The 18,308-nt window shown below is 49.2% G+C and carries 17 protein-coding genes; 3 read left to right on the forward strand and 14 right to left on the reverse strand.

Annotated features, from left to right (window positions below; genetic code table 11):
• Window positions 1-22: 22 nt before the first annotated feature.
• The gene (locus AB1K83_RS07915) at window positions 23-868 is read right to left on the reverse strand and encodes a DegV family protein (protein WP_413057638.1); all 846 of its coding nucleotides are present in this window, start codon (window positions 866-868) and stop codon (window positions 23-25) included.
• Between the two features lie 176 nt (window positions 869-1,044).
• On the opposite strand from AB1K83_RS07915, the gene AB1K83_RS07920 reads away from it, so the two are divergent.
• On the forward strand, window positions 1,045-1,821 hold the full coding sequence (locus tag AB1K83_RS07920; RefSeq protein ID WP_413057639.1) for an enoyl-CoA hydratase-related protein: 777 nt from the start codon (window positions 1,045-1,047) through the stop codon (window positions 1,819-1,821).
• 351 nt (window positions 1,822-2,172) lie between these two features.
• On the opposite strand, the gene fliS is transcribed toward AB1K83_RS07920, so the two are convergent.
• Window positions 2,173-2,562, reverse strand: coding sequence for a flagellar export chaperone FliS (fliS, locus tag AB1K83_RS07925; protein WP_413057640.1), 390 nt, complete (start codon window positions 2,560-2,562; stop codon window positions 2,173-2,175).
• 115 nt (window positions 2,563-2,677) lie between these two features.
• Here fliS and AB1K83_RS07930 point away from each other — a divergent pair, with 115 nt between their 5' ends.
• Window positions 2,678-3,490 (forward strand): flagellin, encoded by an 813-nt coding sequence (locus tag AB1K83_RS07930; RefSeq protein ID WP_413057641.1) that lies wholly within the window; start codon window positions 2,678-2,680, stop codon window positions 3,488-3,490.
• A 281-nt stretch (window positions 3,491-3,771) separates the two neighbouring features.
• Here the strand turns inward: AB1K83_RS07930 and AB1K83_RS07935 are convergent, their stop codons facing one another.
• From AB1K83_RS07935 to AB1K83_RS07955, 5 genes are all read right to left on the reverse strand, one after another.
• Window positions 3,772-4,098, reverse strand: a complete 327-nt coding sequence (locus tag AB1K83_RS07935; RefSeq protein ID WP_413057642.1) for a late competence development ComFB family protein — start codon at window positions 4,096-4,098, stop codon at window positions 3,772-3,774.
• A gap of 93 nt (window positions 4,099-4,191) precedes the next feature.
• A complete protein-coding gene (aspA, locus tag AB1K83_RS07940) occupies window positions 4,192-5,634 on the reverse strand; it encodes an aspartate ammonia-lyase (protein ID WP_413057643.1) in 1,443 nt (480 codons plus the stop codon).
• Window positions 5,635-5,764: 130 nt separating this feature from the next.
• Window positions 5,765-6,403 (reverse strand): TetR/AcrR family transcriptional regulator, encoded by a 639-nt coding sequence (locus AB1K83_RS07945; RefSeq protein ID WP_413057644.1) that lies wholly within the window; start codon window positions 6,401-6,403, stop codon window positions 5,765-5,767.
• A 9-nt stretch (window positions 6,404-6,412) separates the two neighbouring features.
• Window positions 6,413-7,441 carry an ABC transporter permease gene (locus AB1K83_RS07950; protein WP_413057645.1) on the reverse strand — a complete coding sequence of 343 codons (1,029 nt, stop codon included), beginning with the start codon at window positions 7,439-7,441 and terminating at the stop codon, window positions 6,413-6,415.
• Window positions 7,438-8,169: an ABC transporter ATP-binding protein gene (locus AB1K83_RS07955; protein ID WP_413057646.1), complete on the reverse strand. Its 732-nt coding sequence runs from the start codon at window positions 8,167-8,169 to the stop codon at window positions 7,438-7,440. The genes AB1K83_RS07950 and AB1K83_RS07955 overlap by 4 nt, the downstream gene beginning before the upstream one ends.
• A gap of 69 nt (window positions 8,170-8,238) precedes the next feature.
• Here AB1K83_RS07955 and AB1K83_RS07960 point away from each other — a divergent pair, with 69 nt between their 5' ends.
• Window positions 8,239-8,526 (forward strand): hypothetical protein, encoded by a 288-nt coding sequence (locus tag AB1K83_RS07960; RefSeq protein ID WP_413057647.1) that lies wholly within the window; start codon window positions 8,239-8,241, stop codon window positions 8,524-8,526.
• Window positions 8,527-8,678: 152 nt separating this feature from the next.
• Here AB1K83_RS07960 and AB1K83_RS07965 read toward each other — a convergent pair whose 3' ends face one another.
• From AB1K83_RS07965 to AB1K83_RS07995, 7 genes are all read right to left on the reverse strand, one after another.
• Entirely contained in the window at window positions 8,679-10,655 is a 1,977-nt protein-coding gene (locus AB1K83_RS07965) for a S9 family peptidase (RefSeq protein ID WP_413057648.1), read from the reverse strand.
• A gap of 189 nt (window positions 10,656-10,844) precedes the next feature.
• Window positions 10,845-11,309 (reverse strand): RNA polymerase sigma factor, encoded by a 465-nt coding sequence (locus tag AB1K83_RS07970; RefSeq protein WP_413057649.1) that lies wholly within the window; start codon window positions 11,307-11,309, stop codon window positions 10,845-10,847.
• A 293-nt stretch (window positions 11,310-11,602) separates the two neighbouring features.
• On the reverse strand, window positions 11,603-13,156 hold the full coding sequence (locus AB1K83_RS07975) for a fatty acid--CoA ligase family protein (RefSeq protein WP_413057650.1): 1,554 nt from the start codon (window positions 13,154-13,156) through the stop codon (window positions 11,603-11,605).
• A gap of 389 nt (window positions 13,157-13,545) precedes the next feature.
• Window positions 13,546-15,480, reverse strand: a complete 1,935-nt coding sequence (locus AB1K83_RS07980) for an FtsX-like permease family protein (RefSeq protein WP_413057651.1) — start codon at window positions 15,478-15,480, stop codon at window positions 13,546-13,548.
• A complete protein-coding gene (locus AB1K83_RS07985; protein ID WP_413057652.1) occupies window positions 15,452-16,234 on the reverse strand; it encodes an ABC transporter ATP-binding protein in 783 nt (260 codons plus the stop codon). Before AB1K83_RS07985 ends, AB1K83_RS07980 begins: the two co-directional genes overlap by 29 nt.
• Window positions 16,185-17,237: a sensor histidine kinase gene (locus AB1K83_RS07990; protein ID WP_413057653.1), complete on the reverse strand. Its 1,053-nt coding sequence runs from the start codon at window positions 17,235-17,237 to the stop codon at window positions 16,185-16,187. Before AB1K83_RS07990 ends, AB1K83_RS07985 begins: the two co-directional genes overlap by 50 nt.
• Entirely contained in the window at window positions 17,234-17,938 is a 705-nt protein-coding gene (locus tag AB1K83_RS07995) for a response regulator (RefSeq protein ID WP_413057654.1), read from the reverse strand. The genes AB1K83_RS07990 and AB1K83_RS07995 overlap by 4 nt, the downstream gene beginning before the upstream one ends.
• Window positions 17,939-18,308: the final 370 nt, after the last annotated feature.

Below are 18,308 nucleotides of genomic sequence, written 5' to 3' on the forward strand. Positions count from 1 at the left end.
AGTTTACCAAATTTTTGGTCGTTCAGCTATTCCTCTTCGTCCAACCGAGACCCATCGAGCCTTCCCCGAGGTGCGTACCGATGACCGGGCCGAAATGGCTGATCGTAAAGTTCACATCGGGAAATCGTGCGTTCAATTCTTCGCGCCAACTTTGCGCATCTTCCGGGCAATTACCGTGGATGATGCACGCGTCGAGTGGCATGCGCGCAGCGTCTTCCCCGAGCAGGTCCGCCATCCGTTTCATCGCCTTCTTGCGTGTCCGGATCTTTTCGAACGGGACGATCACTTTATTTTGGAAATGAAGGATCGGCTTCACTTGGAGAAGTCCCCCGATAAGTGCCTGCGCGCCGGACAAGCGGCCTCCCCGTTGCAGGTGCGACAGGTCGTCCACCATGAAATAGGCACGAGTTGTCTGTTTCATTTCATGGAGGGTAGCCATGATTTCGTCAGCTGTCGCCCCCTGCTTCGCCAGTTCCGCCGCGCGAATGACGTAGAACCCTTGGATGTAGCACGAGATTTCCGTATCAAATGCGCGGACATCCACCCCTTCGACCATCTCACCCGCCTGCACAGCTCCGGCAAACGTGCCGCTGATACCGCTGGACAGATGGATGGAAATAATGGCGTCGTATTCTAGTTTCAGGGACTCGAACAACTCCACAAACCGGCCGACCGGCGGCTGCGATGTCTTCGGCAACGGCCCGTTCCCCCGCACTTTATTGTAGAAATCGGTGGTAGTGATTTCGATTCCCTCCTCATACGCCTGTCCGTCCAACGTCACGGTCAAAGGTATTACATGGATGTTTAATTCTTCTATTATATGAGCCGGCAAATACGCCGTGCTGTCCGTCACAATTGCAATTTTCACAATATCAACTCCTGCAGTTTATTCTACTTGATGTTAGGAAGAATGGGAAACTGGTTGGTGAAAAAAATTGAACCTTTTGGCATCCCCTGAAACAATTACTCTCCCATTGGCTATAGCGCCAATCTTCAAAAAATGGTATGTTTTAGTGGAATACATATGACAAGGGGGATGTTGGGATGGAGACGATCCATTATGAACAACAGGGGCATCTGGCGATTGTAACGCTGAATCGGCCGGAGGCGATGAATGCGTTTAACTACGACATGCTGGTGGATTTGGGCAATATTACGGAATCGATCCGCATCAATCCGGATATTCGGGTTGTCATTTTCAAGGGCTCAGGGGACCGCGCTTTTAGTGTGGGGGCCGATTTGAAGGAGCGGAAGACGCTGACGGATCTGCAGGTGAAACGGAATATTTATAAGATCGGCGAAGTGTTTACGGCCATTGAGAATTTGCCGCAGCCGACAATTGCGATGATGAATGGATTTGCGTTCGGCGGCGGGACTGAACTCGCACTGGCTTGCGATTTCCGCATTGCGGTCGATACGGCGTTGATGGGGTTGACCGAGACAGGACTCGCAATCATCCCGGGGGCAGGCGGAACACAGCGGTTGCCGCGGTTGATTGGTGAAGCAAAAGCGATGGAATTGATTTTGACTGCCAAACGGTTGACCGCTACGGAAGCATTGAGCTATGGCATGGTGACAAAAGTGGCGACTGCGGAGGAATTGGAAGAAACGACGTTCGCGTTTGCAGAGGCGATGCTGGCGAATGGGCCGATTGCATTGCAACAAGCGAAATTTGCCATCAAACACGGCATGAATGTGGACTTGCAAACTGGTCTCTCCATTGAGCGCAAAGCCTACGAAATTACGATTCCGACAGAAGACCGGATTGAAGCACTCAACGCATTTGCAGAAAAACGCAAGCCTGTCTTTCAAGGAAAATAAAAAATATCCCGTACCGGCGCTCCACTCGGTACGGGATATTTACTTAGTGTATGCCCGTTTTAACGGGAATTATACATGGAAACGGGAATATTTTTATTTTTCCGGACTTTTTTTGACTTGGCATTGGTTGTAATGCTAAGCCTCTCAATATTTTCGGATGACTTCTAAACATTTAGTCTTTACTTTACAACATCTTTGCTCTACCTCGAAACGCTCCGCTCTAGCCTAACAACGTTTCATACAAACTTAACAACACTGTTGACTAGCTTCGAAACATTTTGCCGAACCTCACAACGCTATTTCTCAACTTCTAAACGTTTTACCCGAACCTAAAAACGCTCCCCAACCACTTTAAATCCAAGGCGTCGTATATTTCTGCTTACGCGTTTCCGCCTTCGCAATTTCCCATGAATCCACTAATTCTCCTACCTGCAGCGCCACTTGTTCCAGCAATCCGGGGGTGTCTTGAATTCGGATTTCAATCAAGCATTGGTTCAAATAAGCGTAGTAGATTTGCAGACGCTCACCTTCTGCTGTTTTATGGTCCACCGTGGCCATAAGCTCAAAAAGTAAATCTTGGGCTTTGGCCAGTGCTTCTTTCCGTTCTTCTGGGTTGTTGGATTCTGCGTAGATTTCGATGTTCCGCAGCACTTCATTCAAACAGAGAAGAACGTAATCGATAACAGGGATGGTGGATAGGTTCGTTTCCTGATAGACTTTCGTTGCTTTCCTGAAATCCACAGTTTTCACTCCTGATGCCTTTTTCTTTATTATCGGCGGGTAATCGTTCATTTCCAAGAAAATTTGCCGATATAAAAAGCGGACATTTGATTTTGAATAAAAGGTGGGTGACACGATGCGCATACATAGCCAAGAGCACATCGCATTTTCGAAGACGCGGATGCAGCGCAATAATACGCAGATCGAGAAGAGTTTACAGAAGCTCGGGACCGGTTTGAAGATTGCGAAAGGCAGCGATAATGCGTCCGGGCTGTCAATTTCCGAGACGATGCGCGCGCAGATCCGTGGCATTTCGCGGGCGCAGAGCAATATGCAGGACGGCCTGTCCGTTCTCGAAGCGTCGAATGAAGGGCTGAATAATGTCAACGGTTTACTGCAGCGGGCACGTGAATTGGCAGTGGCGAATGCGAACGGGACGTTGACGGATAGCGACCGGGATGCGGGACAGAAAGAGTTGGATCAAATCCTTGAGGCAATCAATGACACCTCGATGAAACTTGAGTTCAACACGAAGAAGATTTTGGGGGATCGGGCTCCGATTGTATTGCACGTGGGGGCGAATCCGGGCCAGAGCATGCAGATTGATACGATTGATGTGAGTACGGATAAGTTGGGAATAAATGGGGCTTCCTTGACATCCCGTACGGATGCGGAGCAATTAATCACTGACATTGACAAAGCGATCAGCACAATTTCAGGCCATTTGACCAAAGTCGGTTCCCAAATGGAAGCAATCGAACATCATTTGACGAATGCCATGGTGTTCGAGGCAAATTTGACGAAATCCCTTTCGTTGATGGCTGACACAGACGTGGCGGAGGAAATGATGCAGTTCATCAACTTGGACATCCGCCAAAAAGGTGATCATCTGCTAGTATCGTCTGTGAATAAAAATCTGAATGACATGCTTTCGCTGTTTTCCAGATGAGGAACAAGCACCTTTCTACTTTCATGAAGGGTGCTTGTTTTATTTTAGGGGGTTATGATCGCTTGATTGGAAATATGGGCGCTTCTGGGAAGTTATAAGCGCGCCCAGGAATTTATGAGCGTGCCTAGGAAAATATAAGCGGTTCTCGCGATTTATGGGCGATAGCAGAGAGATATGAGCGGTTGAACGGAAGTATGAGCGCCTACCCGCCCGCCCCCTTCCAGCCCCCAAACAGAAAAACAAGCACCCCTCTCCCAAAAGGCGCTTGTTCTCATCTATTATTATGAAATCAAAGATTCTTCATCCGTGGCTTGCAAAGTGGCTGTGTCGCAGCGAGGGCTTTTGGAGACGCGGCCGGCCGCGGAGGCGACGACGGATAGGATGGTGGTCGCGCCTTGCCGGTCGGCTTCGTGGGCCGCTCGGACATAGGGGCTCAAATCCGAATTGGCGATATAGCGCGGTGGCAGCTGGTTCAGTGCGAGTGCCATGATGTCGTCGAAGCACCGTTCACATTTGCACGTTAAGTGTAGCTGTGATTGATACTTCAACAAGACATCCCGTACGACATCTTCCATGACATTTTTGATTGCCATTTCCCTAACCTCCAATTCTATCCAATGTTTAACGATGCTCCTTCCATCATACCATTTATTACCTAAAAAGGAGTGGCTAATTGAAAATCAGCCACTCCTACCTATTTATCAGACCCTTAATAGTTCTTTTTTCGTCAAGAGTTCCTTACCTGAAATGCCTGGTTCGGTCATTTCATACGGATGTAGGATGACGTCGAGCTCTTCTTCCGTTAAAATGCCACGTTCAACGCATAACTCGCGAATCGGTCTGCCCGTTTCAAGCGCTTCTTTGGCAATTGCAGTTGCGGCTTCGTAACCGACGTGCGGATTGATCGCCGTGATGATGCCGATGCTGTTGTCCACGTACTCTTCCATTAATTCCGCGTTCGCTTGGATGCCTTCCAAGCAATAGTTGCGGAACACGGTGAAGACGTTCGTCATGATGTCCATTGACTGCAATAGATTGAAGACAAGAACCGGTTCCATGACGTTCAACTCGAATTGGCCCGCTTCGGACGCCAAGCCGATCGTCGTGTCGTTTCCGATCACTTGGAATGCGACTTGGTTCATCACTTCCGCCATGACCGGATTGACTTTGCCCGGCATGATGGAAGAACCCGGTTGGCGCGCCGGCAATACGATTTCCGCAAGTCCGGTGCGCGGACCCGATGCCATGAGGCGCAAGTCGTTCGCAATTTTGGACATATTGATCATGCAGCCACGGAGTGCCGCCGACACTTGGACATAAGCGTCCGTATTTTGCGTTGCGTCAACAAGGTGTTCCGCGGATGTTAATTTCAACCCACTGTTTTCCGATAGGAACTGGACGACTTTTTCGATGTACAGCGGGTCGGCATTCAATCCAGTTCCGACCGCAGTCGCGCCCATGTTCACTTCATATAAATATTCGCGGGATGCGCTAATCCGGCCGATATCTCGGCTCAACACGCGTCCATACGCTTCAAATTCCTGGCCAAGCCGGATTGGAACGGCGTCTTGTAAATGTGTCCGTCCCATTTTCAATAACGGATGGAATTCCACCGCTTTCTTTTGGAAGGTTTCGTGGAGCGCTTCACTCGCGTCCAACAGTTCCTGCACTTTATCGAGAACAGCGATGTGGATCGCCGTCGGGAAGGCATCATTCGTCGATTGCGCCATATTGACATGCGTATTCGGGCTGATTAATTGATAATTCCCCTTCGCCTCGCCGAGGATTTCAAGCGCACGGTTCGCAATGACTTCGTTCGCATTCATGTTCATGGATGTACCGGCGCCACCTTGGATCGGATCGACGATGAACTGGTCATGCAGCGCACCTTCGATAATCTCATCGGACGCCTGGATGATCGCTTGCGCAATTTTCCCGTCCAGCTGCCCCGTCAGACTGTTCGCCTGAGCCGCCGATTTCTTGACGATGGCAATCGCTTTGATCAAATGCCCACTCACTGGATAGCCTGTAATCGGGAAGTTCTCCACCGCGCGCAATGTCTGAATGCCATAATACGCCTCGGCAGGCACTTGCTTTTCCCCAATATAGTCTTTTTCCACTCGATAACTTCCAACATGCTCCATTTCATTCACTCCTAGGTTTATCATGTGTTCATAGTAGACGTTTCCACTTAAAGATACAATCCCATTTTTCAAACTTCTTAGGAGATTTTCAATAATATTTTCTGGAAATGAAAAAAAGAATACCATTTTTTCAAATGATATTCTCTACAGACAATCCTTTCATCAGGAACTGGATCGTCCTTTCCAATTCCTTATCGTCCAATTCAGGAGCAATCACGTATTTCGTCGCAAAATACCCGACAATCGTCGAAGCTGCCAGCCTGATTACGGTCGGCGCTGGCAAATCGATGAGTTGCCCTTTCGCTTGGTAATGCTCCACTATTGAAACGAGACGGGCGAACACTTTCTTGCCGACATGCTCGATGAATCGTTCTCGCAATTCGGGATGGAACGGGATTTCCTGAAGCAGGATTTGGATGACCGGCATATTCTTTTCCAAAAATTCTTGCCGGTTTTGGATCATCGCCCGCAGGAATTCTTCGAAACTGGCGTACTCTTGATCCAACACTTTATTCAAATCCTTAATGATGAATGGAGCGAGCATCTTCACCATCATCGGGCTGACGATGGACATCAAAAGGTCTTTTTTCGTCTTCCAATGCCTGAAAATCGTCCCTTCCGCCACCCCCGCCTTTTTGGCGATTTCGTTCGTGGACGTGGACGCGAATCCTTTTTCCGCGAACATGTTGATGGCCGCTACGATAATTTTTTGCTGCTTTTCTGTCATCTCGCTATCGAACAATTCTTCTATCATGTTTTGATCTGCCATAGGTCCTCCTTACATGCTGCGGTATTTACGCAATGCGATGATATTAATGGCAATGAACAGCAGGGAAAAGCCTCCGATCGCCATCAAATCCAAATAGATCTCTCCCCAACCATACCCTCGGACCATGACATTCCGCAAGGCGTTCGCGGCGTAGTACAGCGGCGTGACATGGCTGATCCAACTCAGCCATTCCGCAATGGTTTCCAGGTTGAATAAACCCGAGAAGAAAATTTGCGGCACGACGACAATTGGGATGAATTGCATCATTTGCAGTTCATTATGCGCGAACGATGACAATAAAATCCCGAGCGTCAGCGCAGTAAGGGCTAGCAACAAAATGATGAGCAGCACATAAACGAATGCACCCTCCATGACCATGTCGAGCACGTAGATTGCATAGGCTGTGATGAGCGTCGATTGGATCGTCGTGAATAAACCGAAGCCGATGACATAGCCTGCGACAATCTCCCATTTGCGCAGCGGGCTGGCAAGCAGTCGTTCCAATGTCCCGGTCGTCCGTTCCCGCAGGAAGGAAACACCCGCGATGAGGAAGACGAAAAAGAAGACGAAGAATCCGAGAAGGACCGGGCCGAAGTAGTGGAATTGCCCCATGTCACTCGAGCCATGGAGGTAGTCGACTTGTAATTCGGGCATCATGCCTTTGCCGGGTTGATTGAGAAGCGCGTTTTGGAACCATCTCATCGTCGCGCCGGTCACCGTCGGGTCGCTTCCTTCGACGATTAGAGACGGCGACATTCCATCGAATGTGAGATATGCGTCAATTTCCTGATTGGCCAACTGTTCTTTAGCGGCCGCTTCGTCATTGAAATTTGTGATTTTTGCGCCCTTGGTGTCCAATTGCTGTTCGATCATATCAGGAATGCTGACCAACCCGATTTTCGGCTCATACTCCCCGCCTTCGAACACGAAGTAGAGCATCGTCAAGACGAGCATCGGCGCGAAAATGAGCAGTCCGATCGTCCGTTTATCGCGGACGATTTGCCGCAAGATCCGTTTGACAAGTGCCGCGACTCTCATGCCTCCCCACCTCCATAGACGAGGAACGCTTCCTCGATCGTCGTCGAATTGGTTTGTGACTTTAATTCCGCTGGAGAACCAACCGCAATTAACTTCCCATCTCGGAGCAGCGCAAGCCGGTCGCATTTATCCGCTTCGTCCATGACATGCGTCGTTACGATCAACGTTGTCCCTTGCTTCTTTAAATCGGAAAACGCCTGCCAAATGCTTTTACGGAGGACGGGGTCGATGCCGACAGTCGGCTCATCGAGAATCAACAACTCCGGCTCATGGAGTAGCGCAATGGCGAGGGAAAGCCGTCTCTTCATTCCACCCGAATAATTGGACACCAATTTCGTCAAGTCATTGGACAATTGGACGAGCGCCATCACCTCTTCAATACGCTGCGCTTGTTGCTTTCCCTTCAGGCCGTACAGTTCGGAGAAGAATTGAAGATTCTCTTTCGCTGATAGCTCTTCATACAACGCATCCGACTGCGCCATATAGCCGATTCGGTGAATCAATGACAATGAGGGCATCTTCTCCTGAAATAGATAATTCTCCCCGCTCGTCGGCGTATCCAGCCCCGCCAACTCCTTCACCAACGTCGTCTTCCCCGCCCCCGACGGCCCGAGAAGCCCGAAAATTTCCCCCGGCATGATGTCCAGGGTGATATTCTGGAGAACTTGGTGACTCTTGAAACTCTTTGATACTTGGCGGATGGATACACAGGGTTCGGCTGATTCCATACAATCCGCTCCTTTTTATTTGTGAGTGATTACTCACTTTATTATATGGAAAAAGGTGGTGGTTGTAAAGTGAGTAATCACTTATTTTCTGAGGGGATGGGGAAAATCACATCCCCTACAGAAATTGTTACACCCTCGACTCGGTACAGGACAATTAGAGGGTTTGCCGCGGTAGTTCCTCGATTTGCCATGACAGTTTCCACGATCGCCATGACAATTCGAGAGAGGGCCGTGACAGTTGGCCGATTTGCCATGACAGTTCGGGCGGGCCATGATAGTTTCCACGGTTGCCATGACAGTTTGAGAGATTGCCCTGAAGGCTCCTCGATTTGCCATGACAGTTTGGACGAGCCATGACAGTTTTCCCAATTGCCATGACAATTTGGGGGATTGCCCTGATAGTTTCCCGATTTGCCATGACAGTTCGGGAGAGCCATGACAGTTTCCACGGTTGCCATGACAGTTCGGGAGATTGCCATGACAACTCCACCAAACTATGCCCCACCTACTCACAAATACTTCTCAAACCAACCCACTATCTCCTCCAACCTGGCAATCCGCAAGTTTGGAATACCGGTACGTGACAGATTGTGGTCGGCATCCGGGAAGCGGACGAATTCGGTCTCTTTCCCAAGACTTTTTAATGTAATGAAAAGCTGTTCGGCCTGCTCGATCGGGCAGCGGAAGTCTTTTTCCGAATGAAGAATGAGCAATGGCGTTTCCACTTGTTCCGCATATTTCAACGGCGATCGGTCCCACAGTTTCCCCGTATCCTTCATATCCGCGCCAAGTTGCCAGTCACTGAAATAGTAACCGATGTCGGATACGCCGAAAAAGCTGATCCAATTGGAGATCGACCGTTGTGTCACCGCGGCCTTGAATTGATTTGTCTGGCTAATAATCCAGTTCGTCATAAATCCGCCATAGCTCCCACCGGTCACTCCGAGCCGATCAGGATCGATCCATTCATTTTCATTCATCACAAAATAGAGCCCCGCCATGATGTCTTCATAATCCCCGCCGCCGTAATCGCCGCGCACCGCGTCAACAAATGCCTGACTATATCCGTGGCTGCCCCGCGGATTGATGTACAGTACGCCGTACCCTTGTGCCGCCAGCAATTGCAATTCGTGGAAGAATGAATTTCCGTACATCGTATGCGGGCCGCCATGGATTTCCACGATTAACGGGTAGCGCTCCCCCTCCACAAAGTCCGTCGGTTTCATCAGCCAGCCATGTACATCCCAACCTTCGGCACCCGCAAAGACAATCGGCTCCGGGGCAACTAATTCCGTCTCCTCCACATACTTTTGGTTGAATGAAGTAAGCGCCTCTCGTTCTCCCGTGGTAATCACATGTCTCACCAGTTCCCCCGGATTAACTGGGTCACTGATACATAGAAGTGCAAACTCACCATCTGCTGAAATATCATAATCGTACACATGCTCATTTTGCGGCGTGGCGGGAAACAAAGCCCCGTCGAGCGAAGCGAAGTACAATAACACATCGCCCATCGTCGATAATTGAAAATACAGGTGGTCGTCTTTCGTCCAGACGACACCCGGCACAGCCGCCCCTTGCTGATGATCAGCCACTACCGCATCCCCGACCGGTGCACCCAATCCTTCCGTCAGATTGAGACATACTCCATTTGCCGTATCATAGACGTACACGCAAGCATGAGTCGCATTTTCATACGTACGATCTGCCCCCGTAAACGCTATATACCGATTGTCGAATGAAAAGCGGACGCTGCCATAAGCCCCATCCTCATCAATAATCACCGTTTCCTCTTTTGTATCAACATTCACCAAATACAAAGGCTGTCGGAAATCAAAATCTTGATTGTCCCGCCTGTTCACACTGATCACTAGCTGCTTGCTGTCATGGGAAACCGCGTGCAATGTATGCTGATGATCTCCTTCTGTGAATGGGGTCACGGCTCCCGTCTCCATATCAAGGCAGCCGATTTGGCGGAACGTATCCTGTTTCAGTAGACCGGCCCCGTCCATTTTGTATTTCATTTTCGTAATGCGCACGGGTTCCGGTTTCTGCGGCTCTTCCTGACCTTCGATATCCGTAAACGACTTGCCCTTTTTCAACTCGGCAGAAAACCAGATTTGATTGCCGCAGGGCGACCAATGAAAGGACATTACGCCATTGGCAAACGATGTAAACTTCCTCGCTTCCCCGCCTTTTGCAGAAAGAACATACAACTGATTCTTCTCTTCGCGGTCAGATAAGAATGCAATCTGCTCCCCATCCGCTGACCACGCCGGTGAAGAAACTCGCTGGCTTCCGTGCGTCCACTGCGTCACTTCATTTGAAACGAGGTCGATATGGAATAAATTCGCCACATACTTGTTCTGCTCTTCGTCGATATGCGTCTTGATGAACACCGCTGCCTTGCCATCCGGCGACAGCCGCGGATTCGTAACCGACTGCAACTCGAACAAATCCTCTGCCTCTACTCTACGTTCTTTCATATGAATTCCCCCATTTCTTCTGATATGTGATTTCGACTTGGCGGGGAGGGTTTCCTTTTTAAATTTACAAAACAATATCCTTTTTCCTTTCGTTTTTTGCCAAACGCCAAATCACCAGGAGGGCACCGTAAGCGAACGGGACCAGCCACTTTGGATACCAGACCTGGATGATGAATTGCAGCATCGGTTTTAGGCCGAACTTCGATCGTTGCGACCTCTTGCAACGTATAGTCCCCGGATAATTTGCTGGGACCGGGCATCCAGTTCATTAATAAGTGCCCCAACCTTCTGGTAATCTTCTTTGTATTCGGGAGAATTGGTCAGATCATAATCGTCCTCAAAGTCGTAGTCGTCGATGGATTGCTCCATCTGGGCGTATCGGTAACTCTTGGGCCGGTAATAGTCGACGAGCCGATTGGACGCCAGCTTGTACAACCATGTCCGGAATGACGCCTTCACCTTGTCGTAATTGTGGATGGACTGGAGCACGCTAATGAAAATCTCCTGCGTCATATCCATCGCGAGATCTGCGTCCAACGTCTGTTTATAACAGAAAGCATACATTTCGTTATAATACTTCATCACCAACGCATTCGCCGCTGACTCGCTGCCCTTTTCTTGGATCTGCCGAATCCACCGCTTTTCCTTGTCCATTCGTCATCAACTCGCTCGTCTTGATCTTCTCTTAAGTATATTCGGAAACGGCGTGGAAAAAGTTTTAAAGTTTGGGGGGAAAATGTGAGATTCTCTTTTTATCCGTCAAATCTCTCATTATTTCCGTCACTTCCGCTCATTTATCCGTCACTTTCCAATCGATATCCGTCAAGTTCCCAATTTTATTCTCAAAGAGGGACCTTAGACTTACTCGGAGTTTGCCTAGAAACCATTTCCCGCAATAAAAAACCGCCCTGGCAAAAGGCATTTACCTTCTGCAGGACGGTTTTACATTATTGCGTCACTTGATCCTTTAAAGAACGTCTCAAGATCTTACCCGTTGTGTTCTTTGGCAGTTCATCCAGGAATTCGAAACGTTTTGGCACTTTGTATTTAGCGAGTCTGTCAGCGCAGTAGGCGACCAATTGGTGTGCGTCGACGTTCGAGCCTTCTTTCAATACAACGAACGCATGGACCGCTTCGCCGAAGTCCGGATCAGGTAAGCCGATGACTGCAGCTTCGACGATGTCCGGGTGGGCGAAGAGTACTTCTTCGACTTCGCGCGGATACACATTGTATCCGCCGACAATGACAAGATCCTTCTTACGGTCGACAATGTAGAAATAGCCGTTTTCATCGCGCCTCGCCAAGTCTCCCGTGTAAAGCCACCCGTCACGGATCGTCGCTTCGGTATCTTCAGGCATCTTATAATACCCCTTCATGACGTTCGGTCCGTGGACAATCAGCTCGCCGACAACGTTAACCGGCACTTCATCTCCCAACTCGTCGACGACTTTATTTTCGACGTTGATGATGGAAGTGCCAATCGACCCGGGAACGCGCTCCCGATCGAGCGGATTGAAACAGGTGACCGGAGAAGCTTCGGACAGACCGTAACCCTCCGAGACCCGCACATCGAATTTCTCTTCGAAGTTATGCAGCAGTGCGACCGGCAAGGATGAGCCTCCCGAGATCGACAGGCGGATGGATTTAAAATCAGCCGGATCGCCTTGCGGATATTGGTACAGGAAATTGTACATCGTCGGCACACCCGCGAAGACCGTCGCCTGTTGCTGTTTCGCAATGGCAAATACATCAACCGGCGAAAAGCGCGGAACGAGCAAAACAGTGGCCCCCATCAAAAGTGGCGCATTGACAACGACCGTCAGCGCGAAGACATGGAACACCGGGAGCGTAGCAATAATCCGGTCATTTTCGGAAAAACCGAGATAATCGCCGACGTCTCGTGCATTGGAATACAAATTCTTGTGCGTCAGCATCGCTCCCTTCGGACGTCCTGTCGTCCCCGATGTATACAAAATGACAGCGGTTTCATCCTCATCCACAGTAACCGGATCGACATCCGGCCGGCCGGTGGCAATCAAACCCGAAAAGGAATGGACTTTCTCCTTCACCGCTTCCGGTAAAGCAGTTAATTTATTAGGCGTATTGGGTTCCGTTTCACAAATGACGTAGTGGCCGATTGCGGGAAATGTTCCCGCCGCCTTTTCCACAAGTGGCAATAACAGATCTAGCGCGATAACCGCCTTGGCGTCACTATTATGTAGAATATAGGAAATTTCATCCGGCGTGTAAATGGGGTTTACCGGAATGGCGGTCGCCCCGATTCGCATCGTCGCATAAAGCGAAATTAAAAAATGCGGCGTATTCCCAAGAAGGAATGCAACATGGTCCCCTTTCCCGACCCCCAGATCTTGCAGCGACGAAGCAAACATGGAGACAGATTGATCAAACTCCGCATACGACGTGTCTTTACCCATGAAATGATAAGCAGTCTTCCCCGGTTGTGTCATCGCCGTTTCATGAACCTGTGAAACTAAATTCATCTCCTCATCTCCTTTTCCATTGAATGAACAGTCATTCATTTAAACAATAAAATTATTATATAAGAAAAGTTCAGAAAATACAACCATCTCTTTTGAAGGTGAAGAATTACAGGTTAGATAGGCTAAATTTTTATACTAATATAGTCACGATGGACGAGGGTTACAAGGAACATTTGACTTAGGAGTGTTGCTGCTAAGAGTTATGATCGCTATGCAAGACTTATGATCCCCGCACAGAATTTATCAGCGTGCCACAAGAATTATAAGCGTTTCGCAAGATTTATGAGCGCCCCTCGAGAATTATGAGCGTTCCGCAAAACTTATGAGCGCCGCTCAAGAATTATAAACGCCCCCCACCCCAAAACCCGGGATGAGGGGCGGCTCTTCATTCAACCCGCTGCTTTGATATGCGCCAAATAGCGCCAGCGGATCAGGTAGAAATAGAGGATCTGCATGATGGTGAAACCGGCGAGCACTAGAGTGAGCTCCTTGACGATCGAGATTTCCGCGAGGGCGTCCCAGATCACTTGCAAGGACAGAAACGCGAAAGAACTGTGGACGAATGCCACGCCCCATGGGAAGAAGAACTGCGGGATGAGCTGCCGGTTGACGACTTTCTTGAATTCCCGGTCGGTGATGCCCATCCGGCGCAGGACGTCGAATTGTTTCCGGTCCCGAGCCAGCGAAGTATAAAGCCGGAAATAAATGAAGCTCCCCGCTGCCAAGAAAAAGACGGCCGCCAGCAGAAGGCCGATGAACAGCAGCAGCGAAAAGGTCGTCCGAATGACCGAATAATTCAATCCCGGATTCTCAAAAGAATACAACAGCTGTTCACTTGTCCCGGAAAGAAAAGAGTCCGTTGCCTTCGCTTCGATGAGCAAGCCGACATTTTTCGTTTTCTGCCAGTCCGGTACGTTGAAGGCGTAATAGGTGAACGCCTTGATACTCTCTGCTGGCCCGCTTTCCGCCACGATGTCATAATCCACGTCATTCAAAATGATGGGATTCATCTCCATCGAATAGGAGGAAAATAAATGATATGGATAAGCGCCAGAAATTTTCACTCGGACTTGGCTTTCTTCCAGCACCGTCTGGACGCGACGATCCTTCAACTGCTCATATGAGGAAACGGACGGTGGTAAAAAGAGTGCCTCCCCTTTCTCCATGCGGATCGCTTCATAGCCAAATGAATTGGCCAACAAATTGACATCCGACTGCTTCAAAATTTTGACGGAATTGTTCGTGAAAGAAGACATCTGCTCTAACACATTGAATTTGACGAGCGAGTAGTCGATCTCCTCCTCCTGCAATTCCCGGACAAGCCGCTTTATATGCTCGCCTTCAAGTTCATTCCCAATTTCGCTCTTATACACAAGGCCGAGCGGGTGCATTTCCCGATACTGCGAGGCGAATGAAGTGAGAGAGGCCAAAATGCCGACCGACATGAATGCGATTGTCGACACAATGGTGACGATGAAAAACATGCGGGCATTTTCCCGCAGCCGTACGACGCCCTCCGAGATGGATAGCAGCCAGAAATGATGCCAATAGAGCCGTTTCCGTTTCCGGATTTTATGAAGGACCATCGGCAAGGAATCGGTGAAAAACAAATACGTTCCGACTGTCGCGAGCGGCGGCAATAAAAAGCTGAGCCCGATGACGATCGAGTGCGACGTCAAAGCAGCCATCGTATAGGCCAACGCCAGTAAAAAAATGCCAGAATAAGCTCGAATCGATGTATAGCCGTACGCTCCCTCGCTCCCCGATTCACGCTGGAGCAAATCCGCTATTTGGCCGGTCCGAATGAAAAACGGAGCAACCCAAGAAATGATCACAAACAAACTTAAAAAGACGCCAACCGTCAACGCGAACGGCTTCCAAGATACGTACAAAGGCAAAGCCGGCAGCATGACGATGTTTTTCACGATCATAAAAAAGAATTTCGAAAACATATAACCGAGAAACGTTCCCGCCAAAATCGATCCGGTCCCGATAATCATCGTTTCAATGAAAATGAGCCGATGCAGTTGCTTTTTCGCCATTCCTAAATGAAGCAGGATGCCAAATTCTTTCGTGCGCGCTTGCAAAAAAGCCCGCATCGAATAGAACAGGAAGAACAACGTGAATATATAAAGGATAATCTGGGCTGTGATCATCCCCGATTTGGCGATTTCCTGGACAAACCGGTTTTCGATGGACGGGTGGAACAATAACATCGAATACAAGAAAAAGACCATGACCGAAAAGACGCTTGCCATGAAAAACGCGGCGTAGATCCGGCTATTCCGGACGACGTTACGGTAAGCGAACTGACGAAAGATCATGGACATTCCCCCCGAGAAGCGACAGCACGTTCAAAATGCGTTGGAAAAATGTCCGTCTCCGCTCATCTCTATAAATTTCATTAAAAAACTCGCCATCTTTGATGAATAGCACACGGTCACAATAACTGGCTGCAATCGGGTCATGTGTCACCATGATGACTGTCGTTTTTTCAGACTGATTGATACCCTCCAGCAGCTCGAGGACATCCTTCGCCGACTTCGAATCCAGATTGCCGGTCGGTTCATCCGCCAAAATGATTTTCGGCTTATGGATCAACGCACGGCCGATTGCGGTCCGTTGTGCCTGCCCGCCCGATAATTCATCCGGTCGCCGATGCAAAATCGTCTTCAAATCCAAGCGTTCTGCCAATTCTTCGACCCGGGCTTCCATCTCCTTTAGAGACAATCCGTCCAATGTGAGTGGCAATACCAGATTCTCTTCCACCGTTAGCATATGGAGCAAATTGATATCCTGGAAGACGAACCCAAGATTGCGCCGCCTGAAAAGCGCCAGTTCATTCGACCCTAATGTTTCCGGTTCAATTCCGTCGATCATCACCCGGCCATACGTTGGCACGTCAATTGTTGAAATCAAGTTCAGCAGCGTCGTCTTGCCGCTCCCCGAAGGGCCCATCACAGCGACAAACTCCCCTTCATCGACCTCAAAATCCATGCGGTTCAACGCACGGTGCATCACTTTGCTTTCATAAATCTTCGTCACTTCCGTCAATTCGACGATTGGTTTTCGCTCCATCAATTGCTCCACCTCCTCCGTTTTCAAATAAAACCGACACTGTCGTACCGATCCCAAGTTCAGACTCGATTGATAACGGATGCCCCAACCGTTCGCATACTTCCGACGCGATGTATAAGCCCATCCCTGTTGATTCTCCAGTCAACCGGCCATTTTCTCCGGTGAAAAAAGCTTTCGTTACCCGTTTCAAATCAGAGGACGGAATCCCGACCCCTTCATCCCGAATGGAAAGCTTCAAGCCGGTCCCGTCCTTTTCTGCCGTCAAGTGGACCCGCTTCCCTTTATCAAACGTATATTTGACCGCATTGGTTATGAACTGCCCGATGACGATTTTCATCCATTTGACATCGGTCGCCACAAGAAAGTCCTGATCGATCGAAATGACCGGAAACACTCCGTTTGTAATGAACAGCCGTTTATGTTCCGTCACAAGTTCCTGCACCAGATTCAATAGAGGGACACGCTCGATCCGCATATCTTCTTCAAATGTCTCCAACCGCGCATTGACGAGGACCGACTCGAGACCACGGCGGATTTTATCCACTTCCTCCGCGATGCTTGCCCGATCTAATTCGCCGTCTTCCTGTAACAAGAGTCCGATGACGGAGATTGGCGTCTTCATCTGATGTACCCATTGATTCATGAAATGGAGTTGCCGATGCTGCGACGAATACAACGACTGCACTTCCGTCTGATACAGCTTGTACAATTGGCGTGTGAATTCAGTCGTCTGCCGATGTTCCGGTGTTTGGACATGTCGGATCAACGCATCTTCCATTTTCGTTGGTTTGCGTGTAATAGCTGCATAAAACGAACGCCGCATAATCAATTTTCCAGCCAGATAGCCTGCCGTCAACAAGATACTGATGCTGATGGAATAAATTGCTGTGTTATAATTCCGGAACCCGTCCAGCCAATACAGCAATAGGATGAACAGGACGAGGACCATTTGAAACACAAGGAACGACACATGTTCCCGCAGGAAAAGGACGATCTTCCTCATGCTTCCTCCGGCGCGAGCATGAACCGATACCCCGCCCCCCGAACTGTCTCAATCGCGGATTGAATGCCGTAATCGGACAACTTTTTACGCACCCGTGTCATATTGACATTCAAGGTATTTTCATCGACAAACGTTTGATCATCCCATAGCTCTTCCAGCAACGTTTCCCGTGACACCACTTTCGGCGAGGCCTCCAGGAGTAGATTGAGCACAATGCATTCCTTTTTCTGAAGAGGCACGACCTGATTGCGGAGGTGTAATTCCATGCGTTCAATATATAAAGTCAACAAGCCCAGTTTCACTGTTCGTTCGGTTTGATTTGGCGCATACTCCCCGAACGAACGGCGCAAATGGCTTCTTATCTTGGCAAGGACGATTTCGTAATGGAAAGGTTTCGTAATAAAGTCATCGCCGCCATTCTCCAGCGCAAATACCTGATCCATATCACCCGACCGCGCGGAAATGAACAGGATTGGACAGGTCGTATGCTGGCGCAACTGGCGACACCAATAATAACCGTCATATGAAGGCAAATTAATATCAAGCAAAATCAAATGCGGATTGAAGGCCGTGCATTCTTCCGTCACACGATCGAAATCTTCAATTACCGCTACGTCATATTGATACTTCCGCAACGTATCCGCCAACAACTGCGCAATTTTGCGATCATCTTCCACAATGAATATCCGCTGATTCTCCATCTTCAAATCCCCTTTCACTCTCCCTCTAGTATAACGTATTACTGGCGGCGGGATGTATTGGGAATGGAGTGTGAGGACGATTTGAGGAGGATAGGAGAGGAGTTTTGGATATATGGGCGCTTGTCGGGAGTTATAATCGGTTGATTCGACTTATGAGCAGGCGACTTGAGTTATGATCACTTGAGGCGACTTATGTGCGGGGCGTTGGAGTTATGATCGCTTGGTGTGACTTATGAGCGGTTCGCAGGAGTTATAATCGCTTGAAGCGACTTATGAGCGGGCCGCGGGAGTTATGATCGCTTGACGCGAATTATGAGCGCTTGACACGACTTATGAGCGGACAGCGGAATTTATGATCGCTTGAAGCAAA

This window comes from Sporosarcina sp. 179-K 3D1 HS, assembly GCF_047228905.1.
In the GTDB taxonomy this organism is placed as follows: domain Bacteria; phylum Bacillota; class Bacilli; order Bacillales_A; family Planococcaceae; genus Sporosarcina.